The organism is Janthinobacterium sp. P210005, from assembly GCF_036231865.1.
Classification (GTDB): Bacteria; Pseudomonadota; Gammaproteobacteria; order Burkholderiales; family Burkholderiaceae_D; genus Janthinobacterium; species Janthinobacterium kumbetense.
The window spans coordinates 437,456-454,180 of record NZ_JAZARC010000006.1 but is presented as its reverse complement, the minus strand read 5'-3'; the positions used below and the strand labels follow the sequence as shown (position 1 = coordinate 454,180).

Annotated in this window: 15 protein-coding genes; 13 read left to right on the top strand and 2 right to left on the bottom strand. The window is 62.8% G+C overall.

Going from position 1 to position 16,725, the window contains the following annotated elements:
* Positions 1 to 75 precede the first annotated feature (75 nt).
* Positions 76 to 2,358, top strand: a complete 2,283-nt coding sequence (locus VPH40_RS23960) for a RelA/SpoT family protein (protein WP_328574676.1) — start codon at positions 76 to 78, stop codon at positions 2,356 to 2,358.
* A gap of 49 nt (positions 2,359 to 2,407) precedes the next feature.
* On the opposite strand, the gene VPH40_RS23955 is transcribed toward VPH40_RS23960, so the two are convergent.
* Both VPH40_RS23955 and greB read right to left on the bottom strand, forming a co-directional pair.
* Positions 2,408 to 3,049: a transposase gene (locus VPH40_RS23955; protein ID WP_328574675.1), complete on the bottom strand. Its 642-nt coding sequence runs from the start codon at positions 3,047 to 3,049 to the stop codon at positions 2,408 to 2,410.
* A gap of 69 nt (positions 3,050 to 3,118) precedes the next feature.
* The gene (greB, locus tag VPH40_RS23950; RefSeq protein WP_328574674.1) at positions 3,119 to 3,685 is read right to left on the bottom strand and encodes a transcription elongation factor GreB; all 567 of its coding nucleotides are present in this window, start codon (positions 3,683 to 3,685) and stop codon (positions 3,119 to 3,121) included.
* Between the two features lie 115 nt (positions 3,686 to 3,800).
* On the opposite strand from greB, the gene VPH40_RS23945 reads away from it, so the two are divergent.
* The 12 genes from VPH40_RS23945 (at position 3,801) to VPH40_RS23890 (ending at position 16,663) form a co-directional block, all read left to right on the top strand.
* Positions 3,801 to 4,388: a hypothetical protein gene (locus tag VPH40_RS23945; RefSeq protein WP_328574673.1), complete on the top strand. Its 588-nt coding sequence runs from the start codon at positions 3,801 to 3,803 to the stop codon at positions 4,386 to 4,388.
* Between the two features lie 17 nt (positions 4,389 to 4,405).
* Complete coding sequence (locus VPH40_RS23940; RefSeq protein WP_251350727.1) at positions 4,406 to 5,914, top strand: sensor histidine kinase; 1,509 nt, start codon at positions 4,406 to 4,408, stop codon at positions 5,912 to 5,914.
* A gap of 23 nt (positions 5,915 to 5,937) precedes the next feature.
* Entirely contained in the window at positions 5,938 to 6,585 is a 648-nt protein-coding gene (locus VPH40_RS23935; protein WP_077407788.1) for a response regulator, read from the top strand.
* A gap of 201 nt (positions 6,586 to 6,786) precedes the next feature.
* The gene (locus VPH40_RS23930) at positions 6,787 to 8,358 is read left to right on the top strand and encodes a GGDEF domain-containing protein (RefSeq protein ID WP_077407790.1); all 1,572 of its coding nucleotides are present in this window, start codon (positions 6,787 to 6,789) and stop codon (positions 8,356 to 8,358) included.
* A gap of 340 nt (positions 8,359 to 8,698) precedes the next feature.
* Positions 8,699 to 10,192: a flagellin N-terminal helical domain-containing protein gene (locus VPH40_RS23925; RefSeq protein ID WP_328574672.1), complete on the top strand. Its 1,494-nt coding sequence runs from the start codon at positions 8,699 to 8,701 to the stop codon at positions 10,190 to 10,192.
* Between the two features lie 84 nt (positions 10,193 to 10,276).
* On the top strand, positions 10,277 to 10,648 hold the full coding sequence (locus tag VPH40_RS23920; RefSeq protein ID WP_328574671.1) for a flagellar protein FlaG: 372 nt from the start codon (positions 10,277 to 10,279) through the stop codon (positions 10,646 to 10,648).
* 229 nt (positions 10,649 to 10,877) lie between these two features.
* Complete coding sequence (gene fliD / locus VPH40_RS23915; RefSeq protein ID WP_328574670.1) at positions 10,878 to 13,559, top strand: flagellar filament capping protein FliD; 2,682 nt, start codon at positions 10,878 to 10,880, stop codon at positions 13,557 to 13,559.
* A gap of 22 nt (positions 13,560 to 13,581) precedes the next feature.
* Positions 13,582 to 14,028 carry a flagellar export chaperone FliS gene (gene fliS / locus VPH40_RS23910; RefSeq protein ID WP_077407797.1) on the top strand — a complete coding sequence of 149 codons (447 nt, stop codon included), beginning with the start codon at positions 13,582 to 13,584 and terminating at the stop codon, positions 14,026 to 14,028.
* 3 nt (positions 14,029 to 14,031) lie between these two features.
* Complete coding sequence (locus VPH40_RS23905; RefSeq protein ID WP_099377935.1) at positions 14,032 to 14,358, top strand: flagellar protein FliT; 327 nt, start codon at positions 14,032 to 14,034, stop codon at positions 14,356 to 14,358.
* A 53-nt stretch (positions 14,359 to 14,411) separates the two neighbouring features.
* The gene (locus VPH40_RS23900; RefSeq protein WP_328574669.1) at positions 14,412 to 15,572 is read left to right on the top strand and encodes a flagellar hook-length control protein FliK; all 1,161 of its coding nucleotides are present in this window, start codon (positions 14,412 to 14,414) and stop codon (positions 15,570 to 15,572) included.
* Positions 15,565 to 15,891: an EscU/YscU/HrcU family type III secretion system export apparatus switch protein gene (locus VPH40_RS23895; protein ID WP_099666872.1), complete on the top strand. Its 327-nt coding sequence runs from the start codon at positions 15,565 to 15,567 to the stop codon at positions 15,889 to 15,891. The genes VPH40_RS23900 and VPH40_RS23895 overlap by 8 nt, the downstream gene beginning before the upstream one ends.
* A 25-nt stretch (positions 15,892 to 15,916) precedes the next feature.
* Positions 15,917 to 16,663, top strand: coding sequence for a flagellar brake protein (locus tag VPH40_RS23890; protein ID WP_099666871.1), 747 nt, complete (start codon positions 15,917 to 15,919; stop codon positions 16,661 to 16,663).
* The last annotated feature ends 62 nt before the right edge of the window (positions 16,664 to 16,725 follow it).

Below are 16,725 nucleotides of genomic sequence, written 5' to 3'. Positions count from 1 at the left end.
CCCGCGTGCCGGAACAGTGCTGACCCCTGGTTCTACCGTATCCTTTATTCACACTGTGAAGCAACGCGACGTTTTATGAGTCTGACCCCAGCCGACACGACTTCCGCAGCATTGCCGCCCCTGGCCTCGCGCCAGGCGGCAAAATCGCAGGGCGCAACCACGCCCGGCGTCGGCACGTCCGGCAGCAACATCCCCGCAGTACCGCCAGCGCCCGCCTTGGGCGTGGCCTCCGTCAGCCACTTGGCCGACAAGCTGGCCGAATACCTGTCTCCCGCCGACCTGAAGAAAGTCAAGGAAGCCTACCGCTTCTCCGACGAAATGCACCTGGGCCAGATGCGCCGTTCGGGCGAGCCGTATATCTCGCATCCGATCGCCGTCGCGGAAATCTGCGCCGACTGGAAGCTCGACGCGCAAGCCATCATGGCCGCGCTGCTGCACGACGTCATGGAAGACCAGGACGTCAAGAAGGAAGAATTGATCGAGCGCTTCGGCGCGCCCGTGGCGCACCTGGTCGACGGCCTGTCAAAGCTGGAAAAGATCGAATTCCAGAGCCAGATCGAAGCGCAGGCGGAAAACTTCCGCAAGATGCTGCTGGCCATGGCGTCCGACGTGCGCGTGATCCTGATCAAGCTGGCCGACCGCCTGCACAATATGCGCACCCTGGACTTCATGACGGCGGCGAAAAAACGCCGCATCGCCAGCGAGACCATGGAAGTGTACGTGCCGATCGCGCACCGCCTCGGCCTGAACAATATCTACCACGAGCTGCAGGACCTGTCGTTCTCGCACCTGTATCCGATGCGCTACCGCACCCTGGCGAAAGCCGTCAAGGCGGCGCGCGGCAACCGGCGCGAAGTGGTCAACAAGATCATGGAAGCCGTAAAAAGCACCTTGTCCATGGCCGAGCTCGATGCCGACGTCACGGGCCGCGAAAAGACCCTGTACGACATCTATAAAAAGATGCGCAGCAAGCACTTGTCGTTCTCGCAAGTACTGGACGTGTACGGTTTCCGCGTGGTGGTGGGCAGTTTTGCCGACTGTTACGTGACCCTGGGCACCCTGCACAGCCTGTACAAGCCCATGCCGGGCAAGTTCAAGGATTACATCGCGATCCGCAAGCTGAACGGCTACCAGTCGCTGCACACGACCGTCATCGGCCCCTACGGCACGCCCGTCGAATTCCAGATCCGCACGCAGGAAATGCACCGCACGGCCGAATCGGGCGTGGCGGCGCACTGGCTGTACAAGAGCGGCGAATCGAACCCGTCCGACCTGCAGCAGCGCACGCATGCCTGGCTGCAATCCTTGCTCGACATCCAGCAACAGACGGGCGACTCGGCCGAATTCCTCGAACACGTCAAGGTCGACCTGTTCCCTGATTCCGTCTACGTGTTTACGCCAAAGTCGAAGATCATCGCCCTGCCGCGCGGCGCCACGGCCATCGACTTCGCCTACTCGATCCATACGGGCATCGGCGACCAGACCGTGGCCGTCAAGATCAACAACGAAACCTCGCCCCTGCGCACCGAGCTGCACAACGGCGACATCGTGGAAATCATTACCGATTCCTCGTCGCGCCCCAGCCCGACCTGGCTGTCGTTCGTGCGCACCGGCAAGGCCCGTTCGGCCATCCGCCACCATTTGCGCACGATCAACCTGCCCGAATCGATCGCCCTGGGCCAGCAACTGCTGTCGCAGGCGCTGCACGCCCTGAACATCGACGCCGACCTGCCGGCGCCGCTGGTGGAACGCCTGCTCAACGAATCGAGCGCCAATTCCATGGACGAGCTGTATGCGGACATCGGCATCGGCAAGCGCATGGCCACTCTGGTGGCGCGCCACATTTTTGGCCTGATCGGCGGCGAAGCGGCCAGCATGCCCGTGGAACACAATAGCGGCAGCGAACTCGACCCCGTCACCATCTGCGGCAGCGAAGGCGTCTCCGTGCAACTGGCGCCGTGCTGCCTGCCGATTCCCGGCGACCAGATCATCGGCCAGCTGCGCCGCGACCAGGGCTTGCTCGTGCACACGAGCGACTGCTCGCAAGCGAAGCGCCAGCGCGCCAAGGAACCTGATCGCTGGATCGCCGTGCGCTGGGGAACGGAACTGAACCGCCGCTTCGACTGCCGCATCAAGGTGCTGATCAACAGCGAACGGGGCATTTTGGCGCGAGTCGCCGCCGAAATCGGCGAATCCGACGCCAACATCATCTACGTGGGCATGGACGAAGACAAGGACAACGTCCTCGACCAGCTGCGCTTCACCGTGCAAGTCAAGGACCGCGTCCACCTGGCCGCCCTGCTGCGCAATGTGCGCCGGGTCGCCGGGGTCAACCGCATCCTGCGCGAACGTAACTAAAACCCAAAGCGAAGACTGGGGTCGGACCCTCAGGGTCCGACCCCGGCCCTCACGCTTTGCGGGTTTGCAATTCCCTCACAAACTCGTCACTTCCCACCGCCCCATTGCCACGGCTGGCGGCACGCAAAGCCTGCAGCGCCACTTCCTCATCGGCATGAAATAAAGCGGCATAGACGTGCCGTCGCTCCCCCTGGTTTTTCCCCATGCTGAAATAAAGTGGATGTGGCCGGATCAATGTATCGTCCTTCCCCTCGGCATTGCACCGATAGCTGGACCAGCGGTAATGCCCCGGATAGCGCACCATGCCTGCACGCACGGGATTGAGCTCAATATAACGCTGGCATACCAGCAAATAGGTCGTATCCTGCACGACACAGGACTTGTAGCGCCCATCCCACAACGGTCCGGTACGGCGGCGGCGCCAGTTGATGTAGTGAGCGTACTCCTGCCCCAGGGCCTTCATCATGCGCGAGACAGCCTGGACACTATCCGCGGAGAGCAGCAAATGCACATGATTCGTCATCAGCACATAGGCATGCAGCGCGCAGCCTTGCGTACGCGAGTGTCGTTGTAATTGTTGTGAATACCAAAGGAAATCGGCAGGCTCAAAGAAACATGGTTGCCTGTCCGCCCCACGCTGCACCACATGCAAGGGCATGCCCGGCATAAACAAACGTTGGACGCGGGCCATGAGACACTCCCATCGGGAAAAGCCCCAGCCTGACATGCCTGTCAGCGCCCGCCCTGCGCCACCGCAAGCCTACCCCTCCCCCGGCGCCGGATACGTCACTTCCAGCAATTCCAGTTCCTGCTCGCCCAGCGGCGTGTTGAGGGTGATCACGTCGCCTTCGCGCGCCTTGGTGATGGTGCGGGCCATGGGCGAGACCCAGCTGATCTTGCCGTTCAGGGGGTCGAATTCATCGATGCCGACGATGGTGATGGTGTGCGTTTCGCCGTCGCTCGTGCGGTAGGTGACCGTGGCGCCGAAAAACACCTGGTCGTTGCCATGGTGCACGCTGGGGTCGACGATGGCGGCCAGGTCCATGCGTTTCGTCAGGAAGCGGATGCGGCGGTCGATTTCGCGCAGGCGCCGCTTGCCGTAGATATAGTCGCCATTTTCCGAACGGTCGCCATTCGACGCCGCCCAATGGACGATGCGCACCACTTCAGGACGGTCGACGTCGATCAGCTGCAGCAGCTCATCCTTGATGCGCTGGTAACCGGCCGGCGTGATGTAGTTCTTGGCGCCGGGGGGAATGGCCAGCGCCAGCGCGGCCGCTTCTTCATCGTCGTCGTTGTCGGATTCTTTTACAAAGGCTTTATTCATCTGTCTATTGTAGCCCCGCCAGGGAGCCTCGGGCACACGGGATGCGGGGGCAAACGGGCTTTTTTGACGTATCATCGTGGCAATCGCGGCAAACCTGCGCCGCACACGGAGACGGATGAAAAAATTCTACAGAGTCAGGCGCTGGCTGTTCGCGCCGCTGGTCTACCTGGCCGCCATCTTCCTGCTGATCGAGGAATGGCTGTGGGCGACCGGGGCACGCCTCATGCAGGTGATCGCGCAATTTCCGCCCCTGCAGGCGCTGGAAGCGTGGATCAAGCGCCTGCCGCCGTACTGGGCGCTGGCCATCTTCGTGCTGCCGGCCGTACTGCTGTTCCCCGTCAAGCTGCTGGCCCTGCTGGCCATCGCGCGCGGCCATGCCTTTTCCGGCATCGGCGTGATCGTCATCGCCAAGCTGGGCGGTGCGGCCGCCGTGGCGCGCCTGTACAGCCTGACGCGCCCCACCCTGCTCAGTTTGCCATGGTTTGCACGCTGGCATGGCCTGTTCATGGAAACCAAGGACCGCTGGATCGCTCGCCTGCGCGCCACGCGCCCCTGGCGCCGCGTCAGCCGCCTGTCGGCCGCGCTGGGCCGCGCCCGCCGTGCCTGGTGGCAACGCTTGCGCAAGGGTACGCCAGGACGCCATAATTCGCGCCCGGCCAGAGTGCTGCGCCGCTTCGCCGCCTTCTGGCGCGCCCGCCGCTGATGAAGAAAGGCCATTCCATGCACGACACTCCCCGCCTGGCCCCCGCCATGCGCGCGGCGGCGCCGGAAATCTACCTGTACGACGCGGCCAGCTTGCAATTGCTGGACGCCAACGATGCCGCCTGCGACAACTTGCAGTATGCGCGCAAGCAATTGCTGGCGATGACACCCTTCACCCTGGCGCCGCAGCTTGACGCGCAGCAACTGGCCGCCGTGCTGGCGACCCTGGACGACAGCATCGGTGCACAAGCCCTGCTGCACGTGCAGCAGCGCCGCCGCGACGGCAGTCTGTATTCGCTCAGCCTGCACCTGTCGCGCGCCAGCCGCCACGGACGCGCTCTGTTGCTGGCCGAGGGCGAAGACTTGCGCACGCCGCAGGCGACGGCCGCCGCCCTGGCGCAGGTGCAGTCGCGCTTCAACGCCATCGTCTCGAATACGCCGGGTCTCGTGTACCAGTTCTGCCTGCATGCGGATGGGCGCGCCGCCTTCCCCTACCTGAGCGATGGCTGCCAGGCCCTGCTGGGCTTGGGGCCGGCGCAGCTGCACGCGCGCCCGGAACTGTTTTACCAGTTGATCCTCGCCGACGACCGCGCCTCGTATCTGGAATCGATGCAAGCGTCGAAAAACGCCTTGTGGAGCTGGAACTGGGAAGGCCGCATCTGGATCGATGCCTGGAAAGATGTTAAATGGATCAACCTGCGCTCCACGCCGCGCGCGCTGGCCGATGGCACGGTGCAGTGGGAAGGCATCATGACGAATATCACGGAAAGCCGGCTGGAACAGAGCGAAGTGCGCCAGTCGCGCGCCCGCCTGGCCGAGCTGACGGCGCATATCGACAAGGTCAAGGAACACGAACGCACGCGCCTGGCGCGCGAATTGCACGATGACCTGGGCGGCAATTTGACGGCGATCAAGATGGCGCTGGCCATGCTGGCGCGCCGCCTGCCGCCGGACGACCAGCAACTGCAGGAAAAGGCCGACTATGTCGATGCCCTGGTCGACCGCAGCATCGACGCCGTGCACCGCATTTCGCTGGACTTGCGCCCCTCCATGCTGGATCTGGGCCTGGTCGCCGCGCTGGACTGGCAAGTGAAGGAATTCGCGCGCCAGGCCGGCATCGAATGCCAGTTCATTTCGAACCGCCAGCACATCGAACTGGAGCTGGACCAGGCGACCAGCCTGTTTCGCATCGCCCAGGAGGCGCTGACGAATATCGCCAAGCATGCGCAGGCAAGCAAGGTCAGCGTGCGCCTGGCCCGGCAGCGCCAGCATATCAGCCTGTCGATCGCCGACAATGGCGTCGGCATGCGCCTGTCCGACCGCGCCAAGCCGCAATCGTTCGGCATCCGCGGCATGGCCGAGCGGGCCAGCGCGCTGGGCGGCACCCTGAGCCTGATGGACGGGCCGGACGGCGGCACCATCCTGAGCATAAAAATCCGGCTGACCACGCCGCGAGAGGCGATAATAGCGGCTGCAGCCAGTGCGCCCGCGCACAGCGGGCCGCCACCAGAAGCGGCCAGTGGGTGAATTAGATAGGAAACAACGCAGTCATGAAAGAAAAAGCCACCATCCGGGTATTCATCGCCGACGATCACGCGATCGTGCGCGAGGGCTTGAAGCAAATCCTCGCCGATACGAAGGACATCATCGTGGCCGGCGAGGCCGAAAATGGCCACGACGCCATCAAGCTGTTCCGCGGCTCGAAATGCCAGGTGTTGCTGCTCGACATCTCCCTGCCCGACCGCAGCGGCATCGAGGTGCTCAAGCAGATCAAGAAGGAAAAGCCGGAACTGGCCGTGCTGATGCTATCCATGCACCGCGAGGACCAGTACGCCATCCGTTCGCTCAAGGCGGGCGCGGCCGGCTACCTGACGAAACAGAGCGCGCCGCGCGAACTGGTCACGGCCATCCGCCAGGTGGCGCAAGGCTTGAAATACATCAGCGCCTCGCTGGCGCAGGAATTGGCCAACACGGTGGGCGACGACCACGAAACGGCCTTGCACGACACCTTGTCGGACCGCGAATACCAGACCCTGGTCATGATCGCCTCGGGCAAGGCCGTGGGCGCCATTGCCGAAGAGCTGAAATTGTCCGTGAAAACCGTCAGCGAATACCGCGCCCGCCTGCTCGTCAAGATGAAACTCAAGAACAGCGCCGAACTGACGCATTACGCCATCCGCAACCAACTGGTGGATTGACGGCAAAGCGGCATGCCCGCTGGCATCGGGCGAATTGACAGGACTTCTCCTTGCTTCTCGCACAATAAGTTCTTTGCCAACTCGCATATCATGAGGATAATTAGAAATATCTAAAAAGGCTGTGCCTACATGTCCAGTAAATTGCCAACTTCACCAGCAAGCGCTCCCGCCGGCGCCACGCATACCGCCGCCGCTGCGGCGATGAACCCTGCCGATATCGCCCGCGAAGCGTTTCGCCGCCTGGCCACGCGCCGCATCGCCCCCACGCCAAGCGCCTACCGCGATATCTACAATGAAATCGCCGGCATCAGCGAACCGGCGGAGACGCCCGGCGCGCCTGCCGCCGTGCTGGCCGCCAGCGCACCCACGGAGAGTGGCGCGGAAAACGTCCTGACGCAGTTTGCCGCCAAGATGAGCGAATCGGCGGGCGAACTGGGCGACTTTGGCCGGCGTTTCCAGCGCGCCCTGAAAGCGCGCGACTGGGACAGCTATGCGCGCACCCTGGCGCAACTGGCGGAAAAACAGGTGAAGAAAGGCGGCGGCATCGAATTGCCGCCCCTGCCGGACGGCGAACAGACGCGCACCCTGCGCGAGTTGCTCAGCCGCACCCTGGGCTTTGCCGTCGCCACCTTGCTGACGGGCACGCCCGCGCTGGTGGAAGAGGCCGAATCGCTGGGCGCGGCCATCAAGCTGGCCCATACGGAAGAAGCGCTGAACGAAGCGGCGCTGCGCCTGAAACAGCTGTGCTACCAGATCGAATTGAAAAGCGGCGACACGGCCGAGCAGCAGGAATTGCTGCTGCGCCTGTTCAAGTTGCTGCTGGACAACGTCAGCCAGTTGCTCGACGACGACAGCTGGCTGCGCGGCCAGGTCGATGCCGTGCAAAACCTGATCGCCGGCCCGCTCGACCAGCGCGCGCTGGAAGACGCCACGCGCAGCCTGAAGGAAGTCATCTACAAGCAAGGCCAGCTCAAGCACAGCCTGTCCGACGTCAAGCTGACGGTCAAGAACATGATGATGACCTTCATCGACCGCCTGGGGCAAGTGGCGGCCAGCACGGGCGACTTCCATGAAAAGATCGGCGGCTATTCGGAAAAGATCAGCCAGGCGGAAAATATCAGCGAACTGAACAGCGTTCTCGACGAAGTCTTGCGCGAAACGCGCATGGTGCAGAACGAAGCCTTGCGCGCACGCGACAAGATGGTGCTGGCGCGCCAGGAAGTGCAGGATGCGGAACAGCGCATCCACACCCTGGAAGCCAAGCTCCAGCATATGAGCGAACTGGTGCGGGAAGACCAGCTGACGGGCAGCCTGAACCGCCGTGGCCTGGACGACGTGTTCGAACGCGAGACGGCCCGCTCCGACCGCCGCGGCACCCCGCTGTGCATCGCCATGCTGGACCTGGACGATTTCAAGCGCCTGAACGACACCTACGGCCACCTGGCCGGCGATGCCGCCTTGAAACACCTGGTGAAGATCGTCAAGGAAACCCTGCGCTCGATGGACGTCATCGCCCGCTTCGGCGGCGAGGAATTCCTCATCCTGCTGCCGGAAACCACGGTCGAGGCGGCCTCGTCGACGATGACGCGCTTGCAGCGCGAGCTGACCCGGCATTTCTTCCTGCACGACAACGAAAAAGTCTTGATCACCTTTTCCGCCGGCGTGGCCCTGCGCCTGCCCAACGAAGACCAGGCCGAGCTGGTCAAGCGCGCCGACCGCGCCATGTACCAGGCCAAGCAGACGGGCAAGAACCGCGTGGTGGTGGCCGACTAAGCCCGGTCCGCTTCACGCCATGCCGTCCCGCCACCCGGCCGGACGGCATTTTTCATGGCAAGAACAATAACACTCATCGCCTTCCCGCCTTCCGCCGGCGTCCGCGCGATATGAAAATAAAACTATTTTTACCCTCAAGTTTCTTTAAATCATGTCGTCTAGCGCGCGGCCGGCGGCAAACTGAAGGGCTAAAAATTAAAATTTAAAGCACTTTTCGCCATAAATTTTCCCGCAGAGCAACCGTTACCCTAAACAACAGCGGCTTGATTGTCCCGGAACAGCGGGGCAGGCCAAAGTGACTAGCACATAGCGCAATGTAGTACCTGTTTGGAGAATTATCATGGCTGCAGTAATTAATACCAACATCTCGTCCCTGAATTCGCAACGCAACCTGTCGACCTCGCAGTCGGCCCTGAGCACCTCGCTGCAACGCCTGTCCTCCGGCTTCCGCATCAACAGCGCCAAGGACGATGCCGCCGGCCTGGCGATTTCCGACCGCATGACGTCGCAAATCCGCGGCATGACCCAAGCCACCCGCAATGCAAACGACGGCGTCTCGCTGGCCCAGACGGCTGAAGGCGCGCTGTCGAGCTCGGGCGACATCCTGCAACGCATCCGCGAACTGGCCGTGCAATCGTCGAACTCGACGAACTCGTCGAGCGACCGTCAGGCGCTGCAAACCGAGGTAGGCCAACTGGGTTCGGAATTGAACCGTATCGCCCAAACCACGTCGTTCAACGGCCAGGCGCTGCTGGACGGCACCATGGGTACGGCCAACTTCCAGGTCGGCGCCGATGCCAATCAGCTGATTTCCGCCAGCGGCGCGAACTTCCTGACCAATACCTACGGTAACAACCGTATCGCCAACGATGCATCGGCTGTCAAAAAAGATGCGCTGGGTAATGCTGTTGTCGGTAAGCTCACGATTTCCGGCTCCATCGGCACCGCCACCGTCGACACGACGGCAGCCGCCGCCGGCGTCAAAGGCAGCACGGCCAAATCCGTCGCCGCCGACATCAACAGCCAAACGGCAAAAACGGGCGTGACCGCTTCGGCACAAACGGACGTCAACCTGAACCTGGGCGCTGAATCGTATTCGTTCGCCATCAGTTCGGACAACCCAAGCACGGCGCCTGTCACCGTGTCGTTCGCCGTCAGCGGCACGGCATCGACCGCAGCCGACTACGCAGCAGGCATCAACGCCATCAATGCCCAAACGGCAAAGACCGGCGTGACCGCCCAGTACGACAGCGTCAACAAGGGTATGAAGCTGACCAATGCATCGGGCGAGAACATCAACCTGACGCAAGGCACGACGGCCAACACCAAGTTCGACGTCGATGGCTACAAGGCCGACGGCAAGGTGCAAGCAGCGGCACAGTCGATCATCGCCGCAGCCGATGCCGCCACAGTCAACGGCCGCGTGACCTTCGACTCGCAAAACAGCTTCTCGGTAACGGAAAACACCCCTACCGGCCTGAAAGTTGGTCAAGCGACGGCGCAAGGTTCGACCCTGAACTCCGTGTCGACCCTGGACGTGACGACATTTGACAATGCGCAGCTGGCAATTAAAATTGCCGATGCCGCACTGGCAACGGTCAACAGCCAACGCGCCCAGTACGGTGCTTTGCAATCGCGCTTCTCGTCGGCGATTTCGAACCTGCAATCGACCACGGAAAACCTGTCCGCATCGCGCAGCCGCATCGTCGATACCGACTTTGCATCGGAAACGGCCAACATGACCCGCGGCCAGATCCTGCAACAAGCTGGTACGGCCATGCTGGCGCAAGCGAACTCGCTGCCAAACGGCGTCCTGAGCCTGCTGCGTGGCTAATCCCTGATTAGTATCGCAACAGCGTAGGACTCTGATTCCCCTGCCGGATTTTTTCGGCAGGGGAATTTTCACTAGGAGAGCACCATGACTATCGACACGATAGCGGCCGCCTCCGCGGCCCGGATAGACAAGAGTTATGCGTCTGCGGACACGCCACCGGCCCGCCCGGCAGCGCCACGCACGGCCACGGAAAACGACACGGTTGCACCACAGCAAGCCAGCAAGGAACCCAGCCGCGAGCAGCTCGACAAGGCGGTATCGGAGCTGAACCAGTCGTCGCAGATGAAGACGCAAGGCCTGGAATTTTCCGTCGATGAAGACAGCCAGCGCACGGTCGTCAAGGTCATCGACCAGGAAACCAAGGAAGTGCTGCGCCAGATTCCCACCCGGGAAGCGCTGGAATTGGCCAAGACCTTTGATTCGGCCAAAGGCTCGCTGATCCGCCAAAGCGCCTGATGATGGCATGGCACACGGACATGCGACATCGCGGCAGCAGTCATCAGCATGACCACGGGGTTCGGTAGCCTGGCTATCCGGCCCCTTTTTTATTGCAACTCGTATAATATTTTTCCGTCTCTTCCCCGCTTTTTTTCTCCCGCTGAAAACAGCGCGGTAAATCCCCCTCTCAAGTCCTGATTGATTCTGCCGATAACAGCTTATATTAGCGTTTTCCTAGGAGTATTCAGTGGCCATCACCCCTACAATATCATCCGTTGGCATCGGCGCCGGCGCCAGCGGCCTGGATGTGAATGCCCTCATCGACAAGCTGATGACGGCCGAAGCCGCGCCGCTGGGTACTTTTGACAAGAAAACGGCCTCCTACCAGTCCAAGCTCAGCGCGATGGGCACCTTGAGCGGCGCAGTCAGTACCTTCCAGAGTTCGCTGTCGGCCCTGTCCAACAGCAATAACTTCCGCGCCGTCAGCGCCACGCCCGCCGATCCCTTGGTGCTGACGGCCAGTGCCGGCGCCAAGGCCGTGGCCGGCAACTACAACATCAATGTCACGCAGCTTGCCCAGTCGCAGACCCTGATGTCGGGCGGCATGGCCAGCAAGCTGTCGACCATCGGACTGGGCAGCAAGACGACGATTTCCTTCCAGTTGGGTTCGCTCGCCGGCGGCACCTTCGGCCTGAGCGGCACCGCCCTGGGCGCCACCACGGCACAGACCGGCATCAGCAACGGCTCCCTGATACTCAACGGCACCGCCATTCCCACAGACGCCAGCACCAAGAGCGCGCGCGCCCTGGCCGACGCCATCAACGCCAAGAGCAGCACCACGGGCGTGACGGCCACGGCCCAGCCGACGTCGAGCAGCGCCACCATGTTCAGCGGCTTCGGCAATATCGAAACGGGCGCGGACGGCACCTATTCGCTGTCCGTGGGCGGCATTGATATCGTCACCCAGGGTAACGGCGTCGCCGCAGGCGCCGGCATCACGGCCGCCTCGCTCGACACGACGCTGGAAGGCCCGAATGCCGTCTCGAATGCGCTGGCCGCGGCCAACATCACCGTCACCGGCAAGGCCGCCGACGGCACCTTGAAATTTACGCGCGCCGACGGTTCCAACCTGAATATCGAAGAAGTGGTGACGGGCTCCGTCAAGGGCGGCATCGGCCATGCCTCGAACTCGGTCAATGACGGCTCGAACGTGACGCTCACCAGCACCATCAATCTGGCCTCGAGCAATGCCAGCCCGATCACCATCGCCGGCAGCAATCCGGCCGCCGCCGGACTGACGGCAGGCTCCGGTGGCGCCTACATGAACACCAACTTCACCCAGGACGGCACGCAGGCGACGGGCACGGTGGTGATCGACGCCACCAACAACACCTTGCAAGGCATCCGCGACGCCATCAATAACGCAGGCCTGGGCGTGATGGCCAGCATCGTCTCGGACGGCACGGACAAACCGTATCACCTGGTATTGAGTTCATCGAAGACGGGTGCCAACTCGTCCATGAAGATATCGCTGAGCGGCAGCGACGGCCTGCCCCCGGACAGCGCCCTGAACGATCTGTTGTCGTACGATGCGGGCGGCACGCAAAACCTCAAGCAAAACAGCGCCGCGCAAAACACGAACTTCAGCGTCAACGGCATCGCCATTACCAGCGCGTCCAACAGCGTCGATACGGCCATCGAAGGCGTGACTCTGGGCATTGCCAAGGTCGGCAGCACCAGTTTGTCGGTGCAGAAAGATACCTCCACCGTCAAGACCAGCATCAATGCCTTCGTCAAGGCCTATAACGACCTCAATACGGCGATGGCCAAGATGACGGCGTATGATCCGGAAACCAAGAAGGGCGGCGTCCTGCTGGGCGATTCGACCGCGCAATCGATCCAGAGCCAGCTGCGCAGGCAGCTGGGCGCGCCCATTACCGGCTTGAACAGCAATCTGAGCACCCTGAGCCAGGTCGGCATCTCCTTTCAAAAAGATGGCAGCCTGGCGCTGGACTCCAGCAAGCTCGACAAAGCCATCAGTGCCAACTTCACCGACATCGCCGGCCTGTTTTCCGCACTCGGCAAGGCGACCGACAGCAACGTCACCTTTACCAGCTCGACCGCCGCGACCAAGCCAGGCAGCTATGAACTGTCGATCACCACGATGGCCAGCCAGGGTTCGATCACCTCGGCCGCCGTCTTGCCCGCCAGCACGACGATTGCCAGCGACACCACGTGGAGCATCACGCTCAACGATAGCGAGCCCAGCGCTGCCAAGAATACGGCCCAGGTCGTCATTCCGGCCGGGACGTACACGCCTGCCCAGATGGCGTCGCTGATCCAATCGTCGATCAACGGCGTGAAATCCTTTTCCGACGCCGGCTCCACCGTGTCGGCTTCCATCGATGGCACGGGCAAGCTGGTGCTGGCATCGAGCCGCTACGGCTCCGTCTCGAATATTGCCGTCAGCAGCGGCACCGGCACGGCGCCAAGTGCCCTGTTCGGCGCCTCCGTGCCAGTCAAGGGTGCGGACGTGGCCGGCACCTTGGGCGGACAACCGGTGATCGGTTCGGGCCAGACCCTGACGGGCGCCGCCGGTTCACCGGCCGAGGGCTTGAAAATTGAAGTGACGGGCGGCACCACCGGTTCGCGCGGCACAGTCAGCTTCTCGCAGGGCTATGCCTACCAGCTGAATAACCTGGCCACGTCCTTCCTCGGCACGGACGGCATGATCACCAACCGTTCCAAGGGCCTCAATGAAACGATCAAGAACATCGCAACACAGCGCGACAAGTTCAGCGAGAAACTGACGGACATCGAAGCGCGCTACCGCGCGCAGTATTCGCGCCTGGACGTGACACTGAGCAAAATGACGTCCACGCAAAGCTATTTGACCCAGCAGCTGGCCGCCATCGCCGCCAACCGTTAAGCCCATTCATCAGGAGAATTACATGTTTGGAACCCAACAACGCGGCGTCAACGCCTATGCCAAGGTCGGTCTGGAAACGGGCATCGTTTCGGCCTCGCCGCACAAGCTGATCGTGATGCTGTACGACGGCGCCCTGGTGGCCGTGCTCAGCGCGCAGATGCACATGAAATCGGGCAATGTGCCGGAAAAAGGCAAGTCCATCTCGAAAGCCATCCAGATCATCGACAATGGCTTGCGCGCCAGCCTGGACAAGGAAGCGGGCGGCCAGATCGCCGAAGGCCTCGACGCCCTGTATGAATACATGAGTGCGCGCCTGCTGACGGCCAACCTGCACAACGATATTACCCTGCTGGAAGAAGTGCAGCGCCTGCTGACCGACTTGCGCGAAACCTGGAACGCCATCGGCGCCACTCCCGCCGCCATGCCTGGCGCCGATCTGAAACGTATGCCCAGCCTTGCGAGCGCCTGACCCATGATGACGAATCAAGAAGTCCTGACCACCTACGAAGCCATGCAGACCCTGACGGGCCAGATGGTGACCGCCGCCACCAATGCCGACTGGGATGCGCTCGAAGCGCTGGAACAGCGCATCAGCACGCATGTGGCCGCGCTGAAGGCGAATGAAGAAAAAGTCGTGCTGGAAAGCGCTGGCCGCCAGCGCAAGGTCGCCCTGATCAAGCAGATCCTGGAAGACGACCGCAAGATCCGCGACCTCACCATGCCGTGGATGGCGCAATTGTCCAAGCTGATCAGCAGCACCGGCACCGAGCGGCGCCTGGCAAACGCCTACGGCGCGTAAGCGCCCACGGGGCAAGGTCCGCTATCATGTTGCCGAAGATGGATGCAATCGGCATGACGCCCCTGACCCCGATCAAGGGCACTCGCCCGGCCGACACCGTCGCCGACCCGCGCCAGGCCGAGTTCCAGCGCTCGCTGCAGGGACTCATCGGCAAATCCATGCAGGGACAGGTGCTGGCCCGCATGGGCGACGGCAGCTTTCTCGTGCGCGTGGCCGGTACGCCGGCCCGCATGCAGCTGCCCGCCGGCGCCCAGCCTGGCACGGAAATCCCGCTGACCTTGATCGGCATCAATCCCCGCCCCTCTTTTCAAATCGGCAATAACCGCGACCAGCCCGCCAGCGCCCTGCTGACGTATGCGGATGCGGAAGCCGAACCGGACGCCGCTGAAACGCGCGGTCCCCAGCCCGGCGCCGCCCAGGCGGGCACGCGCGCCAGCAGCACGGCCGCCACCCTGCTCAGCCGCGCACCCCTGACGCCGGCCAATCTGTTGCCCGCCCTGGCGGGCGACACGCCCGCGCCCGAGCTGAGCACCACCGCGCGCGCCATCAGCACCGTGCTCAGCCAGGCGGAAAGCGTGCCCGGCGCGCCCCTGTCCCTGGTCGGCAAGACGCCGCTGATGACCACGCCGGGCGCAGCTCCGGCCCAGGTGGCGCAAAAACTGCAGGAGGCGGTGGGCAGCAGCGGCCTGTTCTATGAATCGCATGTGGCCGAATGGGCCGAAGGCAAGCGGCCGCTGGCGTCGCTGCTGCTGGAGCCGCAGATGCAGAAAGCCCCGCAAGGCGAGGCGGCCAGGACGGGGACCGACCTTGCCTCGGCGCAACTGATCAATTTGCAGCTGCATACGCACGAACAGGCGCGCGTGCAATGGCAGGGCGAAGCGTGGCCCGGCCAGAAGATGCAGTGGGATATCAGCAAGGATGCGCCGGAAGGACAGCAGCACGATGGGCGCGACGGCGACGGGGAAGCGACGGCCTGGCGCAGCAACGTGCGCTTCCAGTTTCCCCTGCTGGGCGACCTGGCCGCGCACGTGGTCTTGCAGGGCGGCCGCGTGGCCATCCAGCTGCAAGCGGGCAGCGAAGGCAGCGCCGACACCTTGCGCCAGCATGCGGCGGCGCTGGAAGCGTCGCTAGCCGCGGCCGGCTGGCCATTGACGTCGCTGACGATCGCCGGCAAGCCGGACGCCGCCGAGCCAACGGAAGCGGACGATGCTTGACGACACCAAGCGCAAGGTGCCGCAGACGGCCGTCGCGCTGGCCTACCAGAGCGGCGCGCCCGCACCCAAGGTGGTGGCCAAGGGCAGCGGCCTGATCGCGGACCAGATCATCAGCACGGCGCGCGAACACGGCGTCTTCGTGCATGAATCGAAGGAATTGGTGGCGTTGTTGATGGATGTCGACCTGGACCGCCAGATTCCGCCCGGCCTGTATCGGGCGATTGCGGAACTGCTGGCCTGGTTATATCATATTGAATCTGCGAATGGCGGGCCCATCCCGCCGCCGCCCGACACCAGCATCAACCTCACCGATACATAGACAGGCATCAATGCAAGCACATATTATGGATTCCGGCCTCGAAAACTGGCATGATTTTGAAGTGGAATCGCGGCGGGAAATCATCGCCTTGCTGCGCAGCATAGGCGAAAAGAACCAGCTGATCCGCATGCTGATCCACGGTGAATCCGATGTGTGCGTCACGTCCATCCTGGAAGTCGATGCCGACCACGATAGCGTCATCCTCGACCGTTCCGTGAACGCCGACCAGAACCGGCGCATGGTGGCCGCCAAGGGCATTTCGTTTGAAACCTCGCTCGACAAGATCCGCATCCTGTTTGCCAGCGCCCTGGTGGAAGAGTGCAATTACGGCGGCACGCCCGCCTTGAAAATTGCCATTCCAGAAACACTGATCCGTTTGCAGCGGCGCGAGTATTACCGCATGACTACGCCCGTGAGCAATCCCGTGCGCGTGGCGATTCCCCTGCCGCCCTCGCTGGGCGGCGCCGACACCCTGTTCCCGCTGGCCGACATCAGCTGCGGCGGCATCGCTATCCTCGACAATAAACTGATGCTGGGCGAAACCATCGGCCGGGACTATCCCGGCTGCCGCATCGACTTGCCCGACGTCGGCATCGTCACCGCGACCTTGCAAATTCGCAACTCGCTGGACATGACCTTGCTAAACAATAAGCTGAACCGCCGACTCGGCTGCCAATTCGTCGACCTGCCGCGCAGCATGCTGGCGCACGTGCAGCGCTATATCACGCGCCTGGAGCGCGAGCGCAACGCCCGCATGGCTGGGTTGGGTTAAGGAAGAATTGAAGGCCACAAAACGTCCCGCCAAAGCGTAGCGAGCGGCGATGATTTGCGGCC